This window comes from Rathayibacter tanaceti (genome assembly GCF_001634385.1).
Lineage (GTDB): Bacteria > Actinomycetota > Actinomycetes > Actinomycetales > Microbacteriaceae > Rathayibacter > Rathayibacter tanaceti.
Genome location: NZ_LIIN01000056.1, coordinates 1 through 19,313, shown reverse-complemented (window position 1 = coordinate 19,313; position 19,313 = coordinate 1). Strand labels below are relative to the sequence as shown.

Here is a 19,313-nt window from a genome sequence, read left to right as displayed (position 1 = left end):
CCGCGGCGTCTGGGCGGCTCTCACCGCGGGAGGTCGATCACCGCGGGCGCGTCCGGCGCGGGGCACGTCGCCCACTGCGGCTCGCCGCCGTCGACGACGACCGTCTGCGACAGCCGCGGTTCGGCGCGGAGGACCCGCGCGACCGCGTCGGCGACCCGGGCGGGGTCGTGCGCCGACGTGAAGTGGGTGGTCCACCCGAGGTGGAAGTCCGTCGCCGCGTCGGGATCGACCTCGGATGCGACCCAGACGGCGCGTTGCGCCGGCGAGAGGGCGGTCGTGCCGGTGGGGCGGGGCGGGGCGAGGGGCAGCTGTCCGTGTGCGGTCACCGGTCACGCGCTCCGCACGAGTTCGAGCTCGCGGGCGCGCAGTCCGGCGGCGATCGACTCGGCGATCTCGGCCGAGCGCACGGCGATGTTCGACAGCAGCGACGAGGTGAGGCCGTGCGTGTCCTCGGTGCCGCCTTGCAGGTACACGCCCCCCGGAGTCGGGCGCGTCGTGTGCAGGCGGTAGTCGCGAGACACGCGCGTGCCGTGCTCCGGGGCCTCTGGCGCGTAGAGGTCGCCGAGGATCTCGCCGAGCGGCATCGAGGTGAAGCCGGTCGCGTAGACGACGGCATCCGCGTCGATCCGCTCGACCGCGCCGGTCAGGCCGTTCTCGATGCGCACCGACACTCCGTCGGGGTTCTCCTCGGTCTCGGCGAGCGCACTGGCGCCGTGGACGAACAGGCGTCGGGCGCCCGCGACGCGTTCGGCGTACTCGATCTCGTAGAGGCGCTCGATGAGGTCGAGGTCGACCGCCGAGTAGTTCGTGCCGCGGTGGTACGAGAGCAGACGTGCCTTCATCTGCGCACTACCGGCGTGGTAGGCGTCGACGGCGTCGGCATCGAAGATGCGGTTCGCGTACGGGCTGTCGTCGGCGGGCGTGTAGCCGTACTTGCCGAGGACGGCGTGCACGCGGGCGGCGGGGTACTGCTCGTGGAGGTAGTGCGCCACCTCGGCGGCGCTCTGCCCCGCGCCGAGAACCACGAACGCGTCGTGGGTGGGCGCGGGCAGCCCGGCGAGCCTGCTCAGCAGGGAGTGGTTGTGGAACTGCCGGGCGCTGGCCTGCACTCCCTCGGGGAGACGCGCCGACAGCCCGCCGGCCAAGACGACGTTGCGGGCACGCAGCGAACCGCCGCGGGCACCCTCGAGCACCACCTCGAAGTGATCGGAGCGGTCGAGGATCGTCGTTGCGCGAGTGCCGTAGCGCACGTCCGCGGCGACGCGGTCGGCCGCCCACACGAGGTACTGGTGGAACTCGATCCGGGTCGGGAAGAACGTCTGCCGGTTGATGAAGTGGTGCAGCCGGTGACTGTCGTGCAGGAACGTGAGGAAGCTGTACTCGCTGGCCGTGTTCCGTTGCGTGACCAGGTCTTTCAGGAACGAGACCTGCATCGTCGCGCCCGGCAGCAGCATGTCGGGGTGCCACGCGAAGGCGGGCTTCGACTCGACGAAGGCCGAGGTGATCGGCGTGTTCCCCGGGGTGGCATTGCGTTCTCGCAGCGCGATCGCGAGGCCGAGGTTCGACGGGCCGAACCCGACGCCGACGATGTCGATCACCTCGTCGCGGGTGCTGCCGTCCAGTGGTTCCTGCGCCGTCACTCGGGCGTCCGTCATCCGTCACTCCTGTTCGTCGCCGCCCGTCACGAGGGCGTGTGGGCGTTATGCTAATTTAGGTTAGCCTTCCATACCTTAGGTAAGGCTAACCAACTATCCACCGAGAGGAACCCGCTACGGCGGACCGGCTCGGAGGGAGCGAGAGGGAGATCACATGCGGGTCGCGATGTTCGGGTACCAGAGCTGGGGCCACCGCACGCTGCAGGCACTCCTGGGATCCGGGCACAGCGTCGTCGGCGTCGTCACCCACCCCACCAGCGAGCAGGCCTACGAGAAAATCTGGGACGACTCGGTCGAGCAGCTGGCCCACGAGCACGGCATCCCCGTCCACATCGCCCGCCGCCCCGACGACGCCCTGGTCGCCCGGCTGACTGGCTGGCATCCCGACATCATCGTCGCCAACAACTGGCGCACCTGGCTTCCGCCGGAAGTGTTCGACCTGCCCCCGCACGGCACCCTCAACCTGCACGACTCGCTCCTGCCCGAGTTCACCGGCTTCTCGCCGGTGCCCTGGGCCCTGATCAGCGGAGCGGATCAGGTCGGCATCACGGCCCACCGCATGGACGGCGGTCTCGACACGGGAGACATCGCCGCACAGCGCGCCGTTCCGATCGGTCCGCGATCCACCGGCACCGAGCTGGTACGCGCGACGATCGACCTCATCCCCGACGTCCTGCTCGACGCCCTCGCGCAGATCGAGGCGGGCACGGTCGTCTGGCGCCCTCAGGACCTCGAGCGGCGGACGTTCTTCCACCGGCGGACCGAGTTCGACAGTCTCATCGACTGGTCATGGCCCGCCGAAGACCTCGACCGGCTCGTCCGCGCCATGTCCGACCCCTACCCGAGCGCGCACACCTACTGCCGCGGCGAACGCGTCGAGGTGATCGAGGCACACGTCTCGACGTTCCGCTACGGCGGCACCCCGGGCCGCATCTTCATCAGGGAGGGCGACGGCATGGCCGTCGTCGCCGGCGGAGACGCGCACCGCGGCGGCCGGCGCGCGCTGGTCATCGACCGGGTGCGCACGCCCGACGGCGTCGAGCACCCGGCGTCCGAGTACTTCCCAACCGGTGGCGGCTACCTGAGCAGGGAGCCGTGACCGCGCCGACGATCCGCGCGGGGAAAGACGTCATACGCCGAACGATCGCTCGCAACAGGAGGGCGCTCCTGATCGGCACGGTGCTGCTGTGCGTCCACCAGCTGGCGGAGACCTCGGTGGCCGTCGTGATCGGTGTGCTCATCGACACGGGAGTCGCCCCGGGGCACGTCCCGGGCATCGTCGCCGCGGTCGCTGCCCTGGCGGGGGTCTTCCTCGTCCTCACCGCCTCGTACCGCCTCGGCATGCGGCGCCTCAACGTGGCGCTGCAGAACGAGGCCCACCTGCTCCGCCTCGACGTCGCCGAGAAGGCGCTGTCGCCGCACGGCATGCGCACGGAGCTGACGCCGGGCGAGCTGGTCACGGTGTCGGGCAGCGACGCCGATCAGGCGGCGTGGTTCCTCGATCTGCTCCCGCGCATGGTCGCCGCCGCCGCCGCGGTCGTCGCGACCGCGATCGCGCTGCTCGTCGTCGACGTCACGCTGGGCGTCGCCGCCCTCGTCGCAATGCCGGTCTTCTTCGCCCTGGCGCACGCGGCGGCGCCGCGCATCACCCGGAGGGCGGTGCTGCAGCAGTCCTCCGTGGCCGCAGCGACCGCGCTCGCCGGCGACCTGATCTCGGGTGCGCGGTCGATCACGGGTATCGGCGCCGAGGACGCCGCTGCGCGCCGGTATCGCCTCGCGAGCCGGGAGGCGCTGTCAACGGCGATGTCGACGAACCGATCGATCGCGGTGCAGCGGGGCGTCACGGCGGCCCTGAGCGGTGTGGCCGCGGCCACGATCGCCTCGGCCGCCGGCTGGTACGCACTGACCGGGCGCATCACGACGGGCGAGCTGGTCACCGTCGTGGGACTCGCGCAGTTCCTCATCGAGCCCCTCACCACCCTGTCCGGGCTGCCGGCCACCGCCGCGAAGGCGCGGGGATCGGCCGAGCGGGTGGCCACTGCCCTCGCCGCCGAACCCCTCCTCCCGTCGACGGCGCAGGCGGCGACCAGCGGTGAACCCGGGCTGCGGCTGCGCGACGTGCACCACGGCCCGCTCGTCGGGCTCGACTTCGAGGCGCGACCGGCCGAGATCACCGCGGTGTTCGCGCACGACCCCGCCGACGGCGACGCCCTGGCATCCCTTCTCGGCGGGCGCGTCTCCCCCGAGGCCTACCGCGGCCGCGTCGAGGTGTGCGGCGCCGATCTGCGTAACGACCCGATCGACGCGCTCCGCGGGCACCTCATCGCCGAGCCCCACGAGGCCCATTTGTTCAGCGGCAGCATCCGCAGCAACCTGACCGTCGCGACCGACACCGTCGATCCCGCCCGCCTGACGCACGCGCTCCGCGCCTCCGGCGCCGATCAGGTCGTCGGCCTGTTCGACGCCGGGCTCGACCACCTCCTCGTCGATCGCGGTCACAACCTCTCGGGAGGCCAGCGCCAACGTCTCGCCCTCGCGCGCGCCCTCTACGCCGACGCTCCCGTGCTGGTCCTGCACGAGCCGACGACCGCGGTCGACTCGGTGACCGAGCAGCGCATCGCCGCTGGGCTCCGCGCACTCCGCGGCTCGGCGGACGGCGCGCAGTCGACGACGGTCGTCATCACCGGCTCGCCGGTGCTGCTCGCCGTAGCCGACCGCGTCGCCGTCCTCCGGCACGGCCGCCTCGCCGCTGAAGGAACGCACCGGCGCCTGCTCGAAGACGACCCGTTCTATGCCGAGGCGGTGGCGAGATGACACCGCCGGACCACGTCGCGCTGCCGGTGGCACGCTACCGCGACTCGCTGCACTGGCTTGGCCGAACGACGCGGCGACACCCGGTCCTCCTGACCGCCGCCGTCGGAACGGGTGCGCTCGCTGCCGCGGTCACCCTGGTCCCGGTCTACGCCATGGGCTGGCTCGTCGACGCCACGGTCTCCGGTCGACCGGCATCGGACATCGCCGTGCTGGCCGTCCTGCTCGTGGCCGCCGCCGTCGCCGCCGGGGCCCTTTCGGGCGTCAGCACCTACGTCGTCGTCCGACTCGGGGAGACTGTCGTCGCGATCCTGCGCGAAGACGTCGTCCACGGTGTGCTGGAACTTCCGTCGCGGGTGGCCGAGCGCAGCGGACGCGGCGATGTGCTGTCGCGGGTCGGCGACGACATCACCCGCATCACCCGCGCGAGCGGAGAGGTGGTCCCCGCCGTTCTCTCCGCGGGCCTGCTCGTGGCCGTGTCGCTGGGCTCGCTGTTCGGCGTCGACCCCGTTCTCGGCGTCGCCGGGCTGTTGACACTCCCCCTCTATGCGGCGGCTCTGCTCTGGTACCTGCCGCGCAGCGCCCACGTCTACGCACGGGAGCGCGTCGCCGCCGGTGAACGCACCGAGGCGCTCGTGTCGAGCCTGTACGGCCGCGACACGGTGCACGCGTACGGAATGGAGGCGGCGCGGGTCGGCGAGATCCGCACCGCCTCGGATCGCATGAGAGAACTGTCGGTCTCGGTGTTCCGCCTGCTGCTGGGATTCGTCGGACGCGCGAATCTGGCGGAGTTCTGCGGCATGGCCGTGCTGTTCGTCACCGGGTTCGTGCGCTACACGAACGGCGATGTCACGATCGGCGCGGTGACAACGGCGATCCTGCTCTTCCATCGCCTGTTCACTCCGCTCGGAACGGTGCTGTTCCTCTTCGACGAACTGCAGTCCGCCGGCGCGGCCATGAACCGGCTCGTCGGCGTCGTCGAGATGCCGCGGGTGCGGACCCGCGCGAGGACGTCCCCCGCGGGGCGCGCGCTGACGGTCGACGACGTGTCCTTCGCCTACGGCCCGGGCGGCGACGTACTCCGCGGCGTCTCGTTCACCGTGCCGGACGGTCGACGACTCGCCCTCGTGGGCGCCTCCGGCGCCGGTAAGACCACGGCCGCCTTGATCGCGGCGGGACTGCTGGAGCCAGACTCGGGAACCGTCCGGCTGGGCGGGACGCCGCTGTCGGACATCGGTACCGAGGCCCGGCGTTCCCGGGTCGCCGTCATCAGCCAAGACGTCCACGTCGTGGCGGGACCCCTGATCGACGATCTTCGACTCGCCGACCAGGATGCCGATGAACCGACGATCTGGCGGGCGCTCGAGACGGTCGGCGCAGACGGGTGGGTGCGCGCACTCCCCGCGGGGGTCCACACCGAGGTCGGCGCCCACGGTCACCGCCTGAACGCCGCGCAGAAGCAGCAGATCGCCCTGGCTCGGCTCGTGCTGAAAGACGCCGACGTCGCCATCCTCGACGAGGCGACCGCGGAGGCGGGGAGCTCTGGCGCGGTCGCCCTTGAGCGGTCCGCCCTCGCGGCGACCGCGGGACGGACGACGCTCATCGTCGCCCACCGGCTCACCCAGGCCGCGACCGCCGACGCCGTCGCGGTCTTGGAGGCGGGGCGCATCATCGAGTTCGGCTCCCACGAGGATCTGCTCGTCCGAGGCGGACCCTATGCGCGCCAATGGCAGGCCTGGAGCGCCGCGCGCCCGGCGACGAACCGCTGCGCTGAGCAGTCCCCGCGACGCCCGGCCGATGCGCCGGAGACAGACCCTCCATCCGACACACCCAGAGCAAAGGCAGTAACGATATGAAGACCAGACGGAAGACCACGACACGAGCCCTCGCGGCTCTCGCGCTGGGGGCGCTCCTGCTCGTGCAGACGGCGTGCGCATCCGGCGCCGACAGCGGTCAGGCCGACTCCACCTCGACGTCCGGCGGGTTCCAGTACACCGACGCGCGCGGCGAGACAGTCGCCCTCGATGCGGTTCCGGACACGATCGTCATGAGCGAGCAGGCGGCCGCAGCGCTGATCCCGTACGGCATCCGCCCGGTCGGAATCTGGGGCTCGAGCACGCCCGACACGAGCGGAGTGCTGAAGGGCCTCGATCTCTCGGGCATCGAGACGCTCGGTGTGTCGTACGGCGACGTCGATGTCGACAAGCTGGCCTCACTCGAGCCCGACCTCGTGATCACGGGATGGTACGCGGGCGACTACCTCGGCGGGCTCGGCGCTCAGGACGCGGAGGTGTCGAAGCAGATCGAGCAGGTCGCGCCGATGGTCACCGTGTCGGCCCAGAAGAGCGCGTCGGCCTCGCTCGACGACTGGCGTGCCCTCGCGTCGACGCTCGGCGCCGACGTCGACTCGGGCACGATCGCGACCGAGAAGACCGCCTACGACGAGGCAGTCGAGCAGCTGAAGGCGGCTCTCGCGGCGCGTCCGGGGACCACCGCCTATGCCGTGGCTCCCTCGACCCAGTTCTATGTCGCGATCCCCGACGAGTTCGCCGAGCTGATCGACTACGCGGGCTGGGGCCTCGACGTCCGCCAGTCGTCGGTCGCGCGTGACGCCACCTCGGGGTCGTTCAGCCCCGTGAGCTGGGAGAACGCCGGCGACTACGCCTCCGACCTGCTGCTCTACGACACCCGGTCCTGGACGACACCGCTGGCCCAGGTGGAGCGTGACCACCCGACGGTCGCTACGCTCGAGGCGGTCGGCCAGGGGCATGTCGTCGACTGGACCACCGACGCGACGTTCAACTACGCCAGCTACGCCCAGCAGATCGCACTGCTGACCACCGCCGTCACGGCTCTGCCCGCGAGCGGCACGTAAGAGGCGGCCTTCCCTGTGACGGAATCGAGGAGCGCGATGACCCTGACCGATCTGGTGCCCGCGGCGCCGGGTCAGCCGGATCGCGTTCCCGATCCGCCGCGAAGGGCGCAGCGGGCGGCCGCACGCACCATCGACGTGCTGCTGCCCGCGGTGCCGGCGGCCATGGCCCTCGCCTGATCCTCGCGATCCCGGATGAGCGCGGGCCGTGGCAGAGCGACCGGATCGTGGTCGCCGTGGCCGGCCTCCTGCTCGTCGCCGCGCTGATCGGCGTGAACGTCTCGCGTGGCCGGCGCGGCCAGAGCATCGGCATGGCGGCGCTCGGGCTCGTTCGCGCGCCCGGCCTCGGTGTGCGGTCGGTGGCGGCGCTCCGCCGCGCGCGAGTCGACGTCGATGCGCTCGTCGTCCGCCCGCGCCGGACGACGGGCATCGTCGCCGTGCTGGTCGCGGTCGTCGTCGGCGTCGCGATGATCGCCATCGCGATCGGGTCGCGCACCGTGACGCTCCCCGAGGTCGCGCACGCCTTCCTGGGATCCTCCACCACCTACAACGACATCGTCGTCCGCGAGCGAGCCCCCCGAGCGATCGTCGCGATCGCCGCGGGCCTGGCGCTCGGCGCAGCGGGCGCGATCGTGCAGGCGCAGACCCGCAACCCGCTCGCCGACCCCGACCTGATGGGCGTCACGCGCGGCGCGACGCTGGCGACGGTGCTCGCGATCGCGCTGGGAGGCCTCACCAGCCCCGCCGAGTACACAGTGTTCGCGCTGCTGGGCGCGCTCATCGTGACGACGCTCGTCATCGTGCTGGCCGAGACGAGGGGCGACTCGCTCATCGCGTTGCCGCTGATCGGAGCCGCGGTCTCGTCGGTGCTCGGCAGCGCCACGGCGATGCTGCTCCTGCTCGACCAGACGGTGCAACAGTCGTTCCGGCGCTGGATGATCGGCGGGCTGTCCGACGGCCCCCTCTCGACCTACGCCGTGCCGCTCGCGGCGATCGGTGTCGGCCTCGTGATCGCGATGGTCTGCGCACCCTCGCTCAATACCCTGAGCCTGGGCACCGAGATGGCCATGTCGCTCGGCACCGATGTGCGCCGTTCCCGCATCGGAGGGCTGCTCGCCGTGGGGCTGCTGGCGGGGGCCGCGACGGCCGCCTGCGGTCCGCTCGCGTTCCTCGGGCTCATCGCGCCGCACACAGCGCGCCTCCTGGTCGGCACCGACCACCGCGTGCTCCTCCCGGCTTCGGCCCTGATCGGCGCCGTCGCGCTGCTCGTCGCCGATGTCGTCGGGCGCAGCGTCGCCCGCCCCGCCGAGGTCCCCGCCGGCATCGTCTTCCTCCTCGTCGGCGCTCCGCTGTTCATCGCGCTGGCCCGTCGGACGGCGGGCACGCGATGAGCGCGGGCATGGGCGTCGTGCGGCTGGGGCCGCTGTCGGTGCGGATCCGGATCCGGCCGCTGGTGGCGTTCGCTGTGCTGCTCGTGGTCGCCCTGGTGCTGTTCTGCCTCTCGATCAGCGCGGGGAGCACGTGGGTGGCGCCCGCCACCGTCGTCGACGCCCTCAGCGGCGGGAGCGGGCAGGCCGTCCGCTACCAGGTGCTCGGGCTACGCCTCCCCCGCGCGGCGATCGGCACGCTCGCGGGCGCCGCGCTGGCCCTCGCCGGCGCTTTCCTGCAGTCGATCGCCCGCAATCCGCTCGCAAGCCCCGACGTGCTCGGCATCACGACCGGTGCCAGCGTCGGCGCCGCGGGTGTCTTCATCCTGGGCTGGCGCGTGTTCGACGCGCCCCTCACCGTCTCACTCCCGCTGGCGGCGTTGATCGGCGGGTCAATCGCGGCGGCCGCGGTGTTCTGGGCCTCTCGGGGAGCCGCCGGCGGGATGCGGCTCGTTCTCGTCGGCGTCGGCGTCAACGCCGCCCTGCTCGGGCTGCTGCACGGACTCCTCGTCGTGGGCGGTACCTACGACGTCCTGCAGGTGCAGGTGTGGCTCACGGGCGACCTGTCGTCGGACGCCCCGCGCATCGCTCCCCTGGCCGTCGTCCTCGTCGTGGCCGCGATCATCGCCGTGGCGACCTCGCGATCGACGGCAGCCATGCACCTCGGCGACGACATCGCCCACGGCGTGGGTGTCGCCGTCGGCCGCACCCGCGGGGTGCTGCTGGCCGGCTCGGTGCTCGCGGCCTCCGCCGCGGTCGGCGCGGCCGGACCCCTCGGTTTCATCGCCCTGTCGGCACCGCAGATCGCGCGCTTCCTGACGCGCGAGTCCCGCGTCCCGCTGGGGTGCACTGCCGTGTGCGGGGCGATCCTCGTGCTCGCGGCCGATCTGGTGGCGCGCACCCTGTTCTCGGGCCGCGTCTCGGTGGGACTTCTCACCGCGATCGTCGGCGGCCCGATCCTGATCTCCCTGATGCTGCGACGACTGAGGAGCAGGGCATGACCGAACGGGATACGCACACCTTGACGGCATCCGGCCTGCGGGTCGGCTACGGCGGCCGCGAGATCCTGAGCGGCGTCGATCTGACGTTCCGCGCGGGCACGGTCACCGCGATCATCGGGCCGAACGGCAGCGGCAAGTCGACGCTGTTGCGCACACTCTGCCGGCTGCTCTCCCCCGACGAGGGCTCGGTCGCCGTGGACGGCCGCCCGCTCTCGACGATGCGCACGCGCGATCTCGCGAGGACGATGGCTTTCCTCCCGCAGGCGCCGACCGCGCCCGAGGGCATGACGGTGCGCGAGCTCGTCGCCCGCGGCCGCCACCCGCACCAGACGCTGTTCCGTCAGTGGAGCACCCAGGACGCCGCCGAGGTCGACGCCGCGCTCGAGCTCACCGGCCTCGCCGACCTGGCCGATCGCGACGTCCAGACGCTCTCGGGCGGACAGCGGCAGCGCGCCTGGATCGCCCTGAGCCTGGCCCAGGACACCGGCCTCCTGCTCCTCGACGAGCCGACCACGTATCTCGACATCGCGCACTCGATCGAGGTGCTCGATCTCGTCGACCACCTCTGCGTCGACCTCGGCCGCACGGTCGTCATGGTCATCCACGACCTGAACCTCGCCATCCGCTACGCGGACGAGCTCGTCGTCGTGCACGACGGCCGCATCGCCGCGCAGGGACCGCCCCACCGGGTGATCACCGAGTCCCTGCTCGACACCGTCTTCGGCCTGACGGCTCGCGTGGTCCCCGACCCGGTCTCGGGGCATCCTCTCGTCGTCCCCGTCGGACGACGGCGCGCCGGCACACGCCACGAAACCCCCCGAGAAGAACAAAAAGAGACAGGAGACACCCATGTCGCGTAACCCGTTCGACGACGAGACCGGCCGCTTCCTCGTGCTGGTCAACGCCGAGGAGCAGCACTCGCTCTGGCCGGTCTTCGCGCCCGTACCGGATGGCTGGAGCGTCGCCTTCGGGGGTCCCGACGGTGTGGACCGCGCCCACTGCCTGGCCTTCGTCGAGACGAACTGGACCGATCTGCGGCCCCGCAGCCTCCGCGAGCAGACGCCTACGACGACGCCCTGAGCCGACTCCGTGCGGACGATGATCGAGGCGATCCTGCCCGTCGGCGTGCACGCGGCCGAGGAGTTCGGTGAGGCACACGGAGGCACGCTCCTCCCCGAAGAAGAGGCGGTCGTCGCGAATGCCGCACCGAAGCGCCGCGACGAGTTCGCCGCCGTCAGGCGGTGTGCGCGGCGCGCCCTGATCGAACTGGACCGCCCGCCGGCGGCGCTGCTGCCCGGTCCTGGCGGCGCTCCGGTGTGGCCCGACGGCGTCGTGGGCAGCATGACCCACTGCAGGGGCTACCGCGGGGCGGTGGTCGCCGACCGTTCGCGCCTCGCGACCATCGGTATCGATGCGGAGCCGGATGAGCCGCTGCCCGCCGACGTGCTGCCCGTGATCGCCCGACCCGACGAGATCGGCCCCTTCCGGGCAGCCGAATCGGTCTGGCCCGTCAACGGGGACCGGCTGCTGTTCAGCGCCAAGGAGTCGGTCTACAAGGCGTGGTATCCCCTGACGCAACGCTGGCTCGACTTCGACGACGTCTCCGTGACGCCCGATCCACACCGCCGCCGGTTCTCCGCGCGCGTCCTCGCAGAGGCTCCTGATGACTGTCAGCACTTCTCCGGAACCTGGACCGCAGCGAACGGTCTGATCCTCACCGCCTGCGTGCTGTCCCGTCTCTGAGATCGCTCCGCGTCGACGGCGCCCACGTGCGATCCGGCGGCTGAGCACCTGTGCTGCCGGTCGCCAGCTCACCTCTCGGCGAGGGCTGCTCTCGTTGCGGCGGTGCCGAGAACTCAGCGGCTCTGCGGCGACGCTCGGTGCGGCGGGGCGGCGGAGGCAGCTGCCGCGGGTCCACCTCGCGCTGACCTCGGGCCGCGCCGTTCGACGGAGAACCTAACGGTCGCGAGACCGGGTTCTGGCCGTCTTCCTCCGCCGAGGCTGCCGGTGCACCTGACGGGCAGGCACCGCGAAGGCGGCGCAGCCGCGGGCCGAAGTCTCCCGCCGCGGGCTGCGGTCGGCAGTAGAGGCTTTCGTCCAGACCATGACCCTCCGCGCTCCCGAAGTCCTCCCTTACTTCGACGGCCCGGTGACCTCGGACGGGCCCGCCTACGCGATCAACGTCGACGGACCAGCCCATTCGACTACGAAAAGTGCATCAGCTTTGACGCCTAAGAGGTCGTTGAGACGCTGCCGGTCCGGCCGGGCATAGATCACGCGATGCTTAGCAATCGCCCCGGCGAAGAACGCACGCCAGGCGAGCTGTGTCGTGCCTGGACGGGCGACCAAACGTCTGAGAACCTCGCCGTCGAACCGCTTTTGAGGCGTTACGACAACGATGGAACCGCGATGTTGCTCCAGAAGCCATTCGACGGCGCGCGCGTCTGAGACTCGCGTGAACCTCGGTCGCCCAGTTGGGAAACCGCAACCGGGAACGGGTACTCGGTCGATGACATGCCACAACTCCTCGCTCAGTTCAGTGCTCGGGACCTACCGAGAATCTTCCCGGGTCACTTCTGGAGGTACTTCCTAATGCGCTTCTGCCACTCGGTCAGGCGTGTCAATTCTCGTTCGAGGTCTGCGAGTTCGGGTGCGACGTAGTTGGTCTCAGCAGCTTTGTCGTGACGCCGTCCCCATAGCGATGTCGAGCCGTAGCCGTCCTGAACGTCCTGGTTATCGACGTCTGTGATGTCTGCGAGCAGCCGGAACTTCATCATTCGCACCTGTGAACTGCCACGGTCGAACAGTTGGTTCATGATCTCGGTGGTGACGCTGCGCTCCCAGGTCTCAGACAGGTACCCGGCCCATCTGGCAACTCGCTCCTCCCATTCGTCCTGAACGAGGCTGGAGCGCTCCTTCTTGAGTTTCGCGAGTTCGCTCGTGAGGTGGTTGACGCGCGAACCGAAGTCCTTTGCTTTCCACGGGAAGCTCTCGATGCAGATGCCAGGCTCCATGCCGCGGCGTTCAATTGCACGTTCCGCGAGAGCAACGCCTTCACGTTCTGCCGCGGCAGCAAGGTCGCCTGTGAAGGCGACATCGTGCGTGAAGACCACCACCTGCCGGTCCTGGGCAAGTTGGGCTAACCGCTCGGCGACTTTGTCGCGTCGAACATGGTCTAGCGATGTGACCGGGTCGTCGAACACGAGCGCTGACTTCGACTGATCAAAGATTGCTTCTGTGAAGAACCCAGCAAGACCAAGGGCAGTCTGCTCACCCTCGCTCAGTACGCTCCGCGCAGCCACGCTCTTAGCGGCACCGAGCAGGCCTGGCTTCTGGTTGAGCTGACCTTTGCGGCCCCCGAGATCCTGCAATGTCACTTTCTGAAGCCGCAGACGTTCGGTCTCGCGAGTGAAACGGTCAAGGATGCGATCAGTGGCGTACTCACGAGTGAGAGCAGAGGCCTTCTGCGTGATGTTGTTCGTATCTGCGCCGCTTCGCGCGGCCTTCAGAGCCTTCAACTGGCGTAGACGCTGGACCTCAACTGTGACCTTGTCCACCGACTCTGACAGGCGAACGCGCCCCTGCAACTCTGCCTTCTCGTTGCTCAGGTCCGTCACCGCGGCTTGAAACTGGGCCACATCCGTTGCCGCGGCTCGATCTCCGAGCCGCGTAGCGAGAGCGATGAGCATGCCGGGGATCTCGACTTTCGATAGTGCTGCTAAGGAGGCGTCCTCGCTGGTCAGGTGCTCCACGACAGCATTGCGCTGTTCCTCAAGTTTGTTGACCAGTGCAGCCGATGCGGCCCCGAGCTGCGCATCGTGCGCGTCCAAGGCTGTGAGCGCGGCGGTCCGCGCTGGGGTCGCGAACTCCAGTGCTCGCAGTTCGCCGAGGGTCGCGGCGAAGTTCTGCTCGGCGGTGACCGCATCACGTTCAGTGGTGTCGGTCATGTACTGGTCGAACCGGTGGAGGCGGGTCTTGGCATCGTCGTCGAGCGGCTGCTGGCAGAGGACGCAGACGGCATCCTTGCCCGTGACCGGGAACTGATGATCGTGATACGCCTCGGCGACGGAGTAGTTTCGTGCTGCGCTCCACAGCAAGCGCCAAGTCTCAGAACCCACGCCCGTCAGCGGCTCGTCATCGAAGGAGGACGCTGCCGCAACCGATGCTGCCGCTCGTGCTGTGTCCGCTGCGGACCGGAGCTCCGCCCGCCCTGATGTCGTCTCCGCTCCCAGAATATCGAGCAGACGAGCCAGATCATTACCCAACGTCGTCACCTGGTTCGCGAGCGTCGTGAGTCGCGATTTTTCCTTCTGTGGGTCGGTCGCCGCTAGCCTCGCCTCCTCTTGGAGTACTTCGGCCAACCGCTCGTTAGTCCCCTCATCCAGGGCGGTAGCGGCCTCGACCTGCGTCTGAGTGGTCGTTGCGGAAAGAGTCGCTAAAAAAGCTCCCGCTGTCGTTGCGGGAGGCAGATCTAGGGCGAGGGCCTTGGTTTCGTTTGCCTTAATCCGCAGGGCGAACTCGCGTCGAACCTCATCGCAAACTCGGATTAGACCGTCGAGGAGGGTCAGAGCCGACGGGCGGTATGAGATTGTCGATTCTTTAGTCAGGTACTCGTCTCCGCAGTGCTCGTCGTAGAAGCTCATCTTCAGCAGTTCCGGTGGTGGAACTGAAGGAAATGCGAGCGTCTGGTTGTTGCCTCCGACACGGTAGTGCAGAACGCAGGAGGGCTCCTCTAACGAGTCCTTGAACACGTTGGGAAGGATGTCGGAGCTGTGTCGGGCATTGACCATTGCTTTGATGAGGCGTGCGTACCCCGATTTGCCGCTGCCGTTATTGCCATAGATAACTGTGATGCCTGCTGTGGCGACGTTGAGACGCTGTCCGTCCACGAGGGCGTTCACTCCGCGAAGATCAGCGACCGCCACGAGGCCAACTTGCTCGACTACGGCTGACTTCATCTGAATACGCTTGGACTCTTGGCTCGGCGCACTGTTAGAGCCAGCCAAGATCTCGTCAACGAGGACCTCGACCTGCTCCGGACCGTACGGCTCGCCATTGGCGAGAGCGACTAGCACGTCCTGTTGCCATCCAGGACGCTCCAGTCCCCATGTGATGATGTCGCTCTCGATCGTCATGGCTGATGATATCACCGCCCGAGGGTGAGACGCGCGAGTTGCGCAGCCCGGCCGAATTCGAGCAAGAGTTCATCCACGGTGGGGACTGCTGAGGGCTTCGTTGACTCGTTCTCTCTGCCGCGAGTGCGGCGGTTTTCGTTGTCTCGAACTCGATCGGGGGAGGCGACCGAGACCGCGTTGGCGGCGTCTTCGGTAGTAGGCGCTCTCGGTCCAGGTGATGATCGCCAGGCGCAGGTCTTGCCGTGTCGCCCACGGTTGGCGGTCGAGGATTTTCCTCTGCGGTAGAGCGACGAACGACTCCATCGCGGCGTTGTCCGCGCGGGCCCTGACGCGGCCCGTTGACCCGGTCAGCTCGTGTCGACGCGGGGCCTTGACGAATGTGTTCGAGCGGAACTGCGATCCGCGGTCGGAATGAACGATCGTACCGGCCATGCGGCGCAGTATCGCATTGTTCTCCGCGGTGACCGCGAGGGACGCTTCATCCGTGAGTCGATCGAGTAGCCCGCAATCCGGTTCGAGTGCATGTCCTTGATCGCGCACAAATACAGCGTGCTCTCGCTGGTGGGGTGCGGGGACCAGAATGGGACCAGAAAATACGACTCTCCGAAAACAACAAAACCCTGATGAAAATCGCTCCTCATCAGGCTTTTCTGTCGGGCTGACAGGATTTGAACCTGCGACCCCTTGACCCCCAGTCAAGTGCGCTACCAAGCTGCGCCACAGCCCGTGGCAGTCCAGGCCGAGGCCCGGGCAACTCGACTACCTTAGCGGATCCTGGCGGCGGAAGTGAAAACGAGCGAGCCCCGTAGAATCGCCCGCGGTACGCATCGACACGGGTCGGGGCGCCGGGAGCGGCTCAGGAGGCAGCAGCAGTGGACGCGCGGCAGAAGCGATCGCAGGTGGCCCTGCACCGAGCCATCATCGAACTCGCGACCACGCGCGACGTCTCCACCCTCACCGTCTCCGAGATCACCGGTCTGGCGGGCGTGAACCGCTCGACCTTCTACGCTCACGCGTCCTCCGCCGCCGAGTTGCTGTGCGCGGCACTGCGGGACGAGCTCGACACGATCCGCGACGAGTACCTCACCCTGCTGCGCAGCGGAGCGGCGACCGACTCCAGCATCCGCGAGGGCACCGCCCGTGTGCTCGGGCATCTCGAGCGGCACCGCGAGCTCTATCTGCGGGCCTTCGACGCGGTGAGCGGCGACTCCGGGCTGCGCGCCATGCTCGCCGTTCACTTCCGCACGGCCGTGGCCGCGACCCTAGCAACGGGAGTGCTCGATGTTCCCGCCACCGACGCGCCGGCGGGCTTCCTTGAGGACGGCACCGCCTCGTTCCTCGCGGCGGGCTCCGTCGGCCTCATGGAGCAGTGGCTGCGACTCCCGGAGCCCCGCGAACCCGACAGCTACCTCGCCGCCTACCGCCGGCTCCTGCCGCTCTGGTGGCCCTTCGCCAACGCCGACTGACCAGCGCCCACTCCGGTCGACGCGGTGACGCGTCGCGACAGGCCGACCGGGAGGCGTCCGCAGAATTCCGTTGCGTGGACGCGCAGAAACCCGTCCGAGCCGTCACGAGCAGCGTCCGGTCGCGCTCGACCTTCGACGCACGAAGCCTCGCCGCTCCTGGCGAAGCGCGTTCGCGTCAATGTCGCCGCTGCGGCCGCCGGCTCGCCACTCCTCGGCCGCGTCGTTCCTCGCACCGGGGATCGCGCGCGGGCGCCCGTCCGCTCCCGGACCTACCGGGCCACGCCGAACAGCGTCCGGTCCGCAGGATCCGCGGCCCGGGCGCACGCGCCGACCAGCTCAGCGCGCCCGCTTCTCCCGCACGCGCATGGTGACGTTCACCGGCGACCCCTGGAACCCGTAGACCTCACGCAGCGTCGAGCGATGTAGCGGCGGTAGCCCGGGTCGAGGAAGCCGGTCGTGAACAGCACGAATGTCGGGGGGCGCGACGACGCCTGGGTGCCGAAGAGCACACGCGGCTGCTTGCCTCCACGCAGCGGGTGCGGGTGCGCCGCGGTGAGCTCGGCCAGGAAGGCGTTGAACTTGCCGGTCGGGATGCGGGTGTCCCACGACTCGAGGGCGAGCTCGAGCGCCGGCACGAGCTTCTCGAGATGGCGGCCCGTGCGGGCCGAGATGTTGACGCGCGGCGCCCAGGCGACGTGCGCGAGGTCGGTCTCGATTTCGCGCTCGAGGTAGCGGCGGCGCTCGTCATCGAGCAGGTCCCACTTGTTGAAGGCGAGGACCAGCGCGCGGCCCGACTCCAGCACCAGGTCGATGATGCGGACGTCCTGCTCCGAGATCGGCTGCGAGACGTCGAGGACCACGACCGCGACCTCCGCCTTCTCGAGCGCGGTCGAGGTGCGCAGCGACGCGTAGAAGTCGGCTCCCTGCTGCAGGTGCACGCGGCGGCGGATGCCGGCGGTGTCGACGAAGCGCCACACCTTCCCGGCGATCTCGACCTGCTCGTCGACCGGGTCGCGCGTGGTTCCGGCGAGCTCGTTGACGACGACCCGCTCCTCCCCTGCGGCCTTGTTGAGCAGGCTGGACTTGCCGACGTTCGGTCGGCCGAGGATCGCGACCCGCCGCGGTCCGCCGACCTCGCGCTTGGCGACGGCGGACTCGAGCGGCAGCTTCTCGAGGACCGCGTCGAGCAGGTCTGCCACGCCGCGGCCGTGCACGGCGGAGACGGGGCGGGGCTCGCCGAGGCCGAGGGACCAGAGCGAGGCGGCGTTCGGCTCCTGCCTGGCGTCGTCCACCTTGTTGGCGGCGAGGAACACCGGCTTCTTCGTCTTGCGGAGCAGCTTCACGACGTGCTCGTCGGTCGCGGTCGCGCCGACGTTCGCGTCGACGACGAAGATCACCGCGTCGGCCAGGTCGATCGCGATCTCGGCCTGCATGGCGACGGAGGCGTCGATGCCGCGGGCGTCGGGCTCCCAGCCGCCGGTGTCGACGATGGTGAAGGAGCGGTCGATCCACTCCGCCCTGTACGAGACGCGGTCGCGGGTCACTCCCGGGGTGTCCTCGACGACGGCCTCGCGGCGCCCGAGGATGCGGTTGACCAGCGCCGACTTGCCTACGTTGGGGCGGCCGACGATCGCCACGACCGGGAGGGCCGGGAGGTAGCGGACCTCGTCCGAGTCCTCTCCGGCGAACTCGAGGAGGTCGAGGTCCTCCTCGTCGAGGTCGTAGTCCTCAAGACCACTGCGCAGCGCCTGCGCGCGTGAGGAGGCGAGCTGCTCGTCGAGGTCGCCGAGGCGCTCGACGAGGTCGTCGTCTCCGAAGTTCAGCTCGTCGTCACCGACGTGCGTGTCCTGTGCCATGACCGGCCCTTGCTCTCGAGGTTCGGACCTCGGCGACGACCGCGTCGACGGTCTGCTCGAAGTCGAGATGAGTGGAGTCGAGAAGAGTGACTCCTTCTGCGGCGTTCATGAAGTCGACCACCTGCGAGTCGGCGCGATCCCTCGACCGCAGCGCCTGACCCGTCGCCTCAGCGGATTCCGTGGTGACCTCGCGCGAACGCCTCGCCATCCTAGCCTCTTCGCTCGCCGTCAGCAGGATCCGCACCGGAGCGGTCGGCGCGACGACGGTCGTGATGTCGCGCCCCTCCACGATGATGCCCTCGCGCCGGGTCTCACCGATGATCCGGCGGAACAGCAGCGTGATTCGCCGCCGCACCTCGGGCACCTTCGCCACGGCCGAGACCCGCTCGGTGACCCGGGGCTCGCGGATCGCGGCCGTCACCTCGGTCGGCCCCACCCAGACCGAGTACGACTCGGGGTCGGTGCCGATGGAGTAGTCGAAGCCGTCGAGCGCGTCGACGATCTCGTCCTCGTCGCCGAAGTCGAGCCCGCGGTCGAGGCCGTGCCAGGCGAGCGCCCGGTAGGCGGCCCCGGTGTCGAGGAACTCGAAGCCGAGTCGGCGCGCGGCCTCGCGCGAGACGCTCGACTTGCCGCTGCCCGCGGGGCCGTCGATGGCCACCACGGTGGCCGCTCCGAAGTCCGCCGATTCGTCCGATTCCGGCCGGTCGGCGCGCTCGGGGGCGGGGCCGCCCTCTTCGGGGATGCTCTGCTGTGCTCGGCGGGCGGGCGTCATCCGGTTCAGTCCGCCCTCCTGCCTGTTCTGCTCGGTGCTCATCCGGCGATCCTCCAGCCGCGTGCGGTCAATTCGTCTGTCAGCGGCGCGACCGCCTCGGGCACCACCGAGATCTCGGCGAGCCCCACTCGTCGGCCCTCGGCGTGCTCGAGGCGCACGTCCTCGAGGTTGACCCCCGCCTCGCCGATCTCGACGAGCAGGCGCGCGAGCTCGCCCGGCGAATCGTCGACGAGCACGACCAGGGTCGAGAGGCGCTGGTCCTGGCCGTGCTTGCCGGGCAGACGGGCGACACCGGCGTTGCCCGCCGCGAGGTGCTCG

Annotated in this window: 15 protein-coding genes, 1 tRNA gene and 3 pseudogenes; 11 read left to right on the top strand and 8 right to left on the bottom strand. The window is 69.8% G+C overall.

Features of this window, described 5'->3' with window-relative positions; all coding sequences use genetic code 11:
* Window positions 1-20: 20 nt before the first annotated feature.
* Window positions 21-326, bottom strand: a complete 306-nt coding sequence (locus ACH61_RS08495) for a hypothetical protein (RefSeq protein ID WP_068211039.1) — start codon at window positions 324-326, stop codon at window positions 21-23.
* A gap of 3 nt (window positions 327-329) precedes the next feature.
* Window positions 330-1,655 (bottom strand): lysine N(6)-hydroxylase/L-ornithine N(5)-oxygenase family protein, encoded by a 1,326-nt coding sequence (locus tag ACH61_RS08490; protein ID WP_068211036.1) that lies wholly within the window; start codon window positions 1,653-1,655, stop codon window positions 330-332.
* 154 nt (window positions 1,656-1,809) lie between these two features.
* Here ACH61_RS08490 and ACH61_RS08485 point away from each other — a divergent pair, with 154 nt between their 5' ends.
* Genes ACH61_RS08485 through ACH61_RS08445 form a run of 10 tightly spaced genes read left to right on the top strand, consistent with a single transcriptional unit; the run spans window position 1,810 to window position 11,509 of the window.
* Window positions 1,810-2,754 carry a methionyl-tRNA formyltransferase gene (locus ACH61_RS08485; protein WP_068211033.1) on the top strand — a complete coding sequence of 315 codons (945 nt, stop codon included), beginning with the start codon at window positions 1,810-1,812 and terminating at the stop codon, window positions 2,752-2,754.
* Window positions 2,751-4,469 (top strand): ABC transporter ATP-binding protein, encoded by a 1,719-nt coding sequence (locus ACH61_RS08480; protein ID WP_199220869.1) that lies wholly within the window; start codon window positions 2,751-2,753, stop codon window positions 4,467-4,469. The genes ACH61_RS08485 and ACH61_RS08480 overlap by 4 nt, the downstream gene beginning before the upstream one ends.
* Window positions 4,466-6,322, top strand: a complete 1,857-nt coding sequence (locus ACH61_RS08475) for an ABC transporter ATP-binding protein (RefSeq protein WP_068211030.1) — start codon at window positions 4,466-4,468, stop codon at window positions 6,320-6,322. The genes ACH61_RS08480 and ACH61_RS08475 overlap by 4 nt, the downstream gene beginning before the upstream one ends.
* Window positions 6,319-7,341 (top strand): ABC transporter substrate-binding protein, encoded by a 1,023-nt coding sequence (locus ACH61_RS08470; protein ID WP_068211027.1) that lies wholly within the window; start codon window positions 6,319-6,321, stop codon window positions 7,339-7,341. The genes ACH61_RS08475 and ACH61_RS08470 overlap by 4 nt, the downstream gene beginning before the upstream one ends.
* Before the next feature lie 36 nt (window positions 7,342-7,377).
* A complete protein-coding gene (locus tag ACH61_RS17375; RefSeq protein WP_161489642.1) occupies window positions 7,378-7,518 on the top strand; it encodes a hypothetical protein in 141 nt (46 codons plus the stop codon).
* Between the two features lie 56 nt (window positions 7,519-7,574).
* A complete protein-coding gene (locus ACH61_RS08465) occupies window positions 7,575-8,729 on the top strand; it encodes a FecCD family ABC transporter permease (protein WP_153038825.1) in 1,155 nt (384 codons plus the stop codon).
* Window positions 8,726-9,766, top strand: coding sequence for a FecCD family ABC transporter permease (locus tag ACH61_RS08460; protein ID WP_068211024.1), 1,041 nt, complete (start codon window positions 8,726-8,728; stop codon window positions 9,764-9,766). The genes ACH61_RS08465 and ACH61_RS08460 overlap by 4 nt, the downstream gene beginning before the upstream one ends.
* Entirely contained in the window at window positions 9,763-10,626 is an 864-nt protein-coding gene (locus ACH61_RS08455; protein ID WP_068211022.1) for an ABC transporter ATP-binding protein, read from the top strand. Before ACH61_RS08460 ends, ACH61_RS08455 begins: the two co-directional genes overlap by 4 nt.
* Entirely contained in the window at window positions 10,616-10,846 is a 231-nt protein-coding gene (locus ACH61_RS08450) for an MbtH family protein (RefSeq protein WP_068211019.1), read from the top strand. The genes ACH61_RS08455 and ACH61_RS08450 overlap by 11 nt, the downstream gene beginning before the upstream one ends.
* An 18-nt stretch (window positions 10,847-10,864) precedes the next feature.
* Window positions 10,865-11,509, top strand: coding sequence for a 4'-phosphopantetheinyl transferase family protein (locus ACH61_RS08445; protein ID WP_068211016.1), 645 nt, complete (start codon window positions 10,865-10,867; stop codon window positions 11,507-11,509).
* Window positions 11,510-12,336: 827 nt separating this feature from the next.
* Here ACH61_RS08445 and ACH61_RS08440 read toward each other — a convergent pair.
* From ACH61_RS08440 to ACH61_RS08435, 3 genes and pseudogenes are all read right to left on the bottom strand, one after another.
* Window positions 12,337-14,901, bottom strand: coding sequence for an AAA family ATPase (locus ACH61_RS08440; RefSeq protein WP_068211014.1), 2,565 nt, complete (start codon window positions 14,899-14,901; stop codon window positions 12,337-12,339).
* 115 nt (window positions 14,902-15,016) lie between these two features.
* Window positions 15,017-15,470 (bottom strand): annotated as a pseudogene (locus tag ACH61_RS18330) (transposase); the annotation flags it as partial.
* A gap of 84 nt (window positions 15,471-15,554) precedes the next feature.
* Window positions 15,555-15,628 (bottom strand) — tRNA-Pro (locus tag ACH61_RS08435).
* A 172-nt stretch (window positions 15,629-15,800) separates the two neighbouring features.
* Here ACH61_RS08435 and ACH61_RS08430 point away from each other — a divergent pair.
* Entirely contained in the window at window positions 15,801-16,367 is a 567-nt protein-coding gene (locus tag ACH61_RS08430) for a TetR/AcrR family transcriptional regulator (protein WP_132505236.1), read from the top strand.
* Between the two features lie 336 nt (window positions 16,368-16,703).
* Here the strand turns inward: ACH61_RS08430 and der are convergent.
* From der to ACH61_RS17370, 3 genes and pseudogenes are all read right to left on the bottom strand, one after another.
* Window positions 16,704-18,223: pseudogene (gene der, locus ACH61_RS08425) on the bottom strand (ribosome biogenesis GTPase Der).
* Window positions 18,198-19,037, bottom strand: a complete 840-nt coding sequence (cmk, locus tag ACH61_RS08420; RefSeq protein WP_236713607.1) for a (d)CMP kinase — start codon at window positions 19,035-19,037, stop codon at window positions 18,198-18,200. Before cmk ends, der begins: the two are co-directional and overlap by 26 nt.
* A pseudogene (locus ACH61_RS17370) lies at window positions 19,034-19,313 on the bottom strand (prephenate dehydrogenase); the annotation flags it as partial. The gene cmk and the pseudogene ACH61_RS17370, both read right to left, overlap by 4 nt.

Coding starts and splice junctions, on each gene's coding strand:
- ACH61_RS08455 (WP_068211022.1), top strand. CDS start 9,763: ATGACCGAACGGGATACGCACACCTTGACGGCATCCGGCCTGCGGGTC.
- ACH61_RS17375 (WP_161489642.1), top strand. CDS start 7,378: ATGACCCTGACCGATCTGGTGCCCGCGGCGCCGGGTCAGCCGGATCGC.
- ACH61_RS08475 (WP_068211030.1), top strand. CDS start 4,466: ATGACACCGCCGGACCACGTCGCGCTGCCGGTGGCACGCTACCGCGAC.
- ACH61_RS08450 (WP_068211019.1), top strand. CDS start 10,616: ATGTCGCGTAACCCGTTCGACGACGAGACCGGCCGCTTCCTCGTGCTG.
- ACH61_RS08470 (WP_068211027.1), top strand. CDS start 6,319: ATGAAGACCAGACGGAAGACCACGACACGAGCCCTCGCGGCTCTCGCG.
- cmk (WP_236713607.1), bottom strand. CDS start 19,037: ATGAGCACCGAGCAGAACAGGCAGGAGGGCGGACTGAACCGGATGACG.
- ACH61_RS08440 (WP_068211014.1), bottom strand. CDS start 14,901: ATGACGATCGAGAGCGACATCATCACATGGGGACTGGAGCGTCCTGGA.
- ACH61_RS08460 (WP_068211024.1), top strand. CDS start 8,726: ATGAGCGCGGGCATGGGCGTCGTGCGGCTGGGGCCGCTGTCGGTGCGG.
- ACH61_RS08445 (WP_068211016.1), top strand. CDS start 10,865: ATGATCGAGGCGATCCTGCCCGTCGGCGTGCACGCGGCCGAGGAGTTC.
- ACH61_RS08485 (WP_068211033.1), top strand. CDS start 1,810: ATGCGGGTCGCGATGTTCGGGTACCAGAGCTGGGGCCACCGCACGCTG.
- ACH61_RS08490 (WP_068211036.1), bottom strand. CDS start 1,655: ATGACGGACGCCCGAGTGACGGCGCAGGAACCACTGGACGGCAGCACC.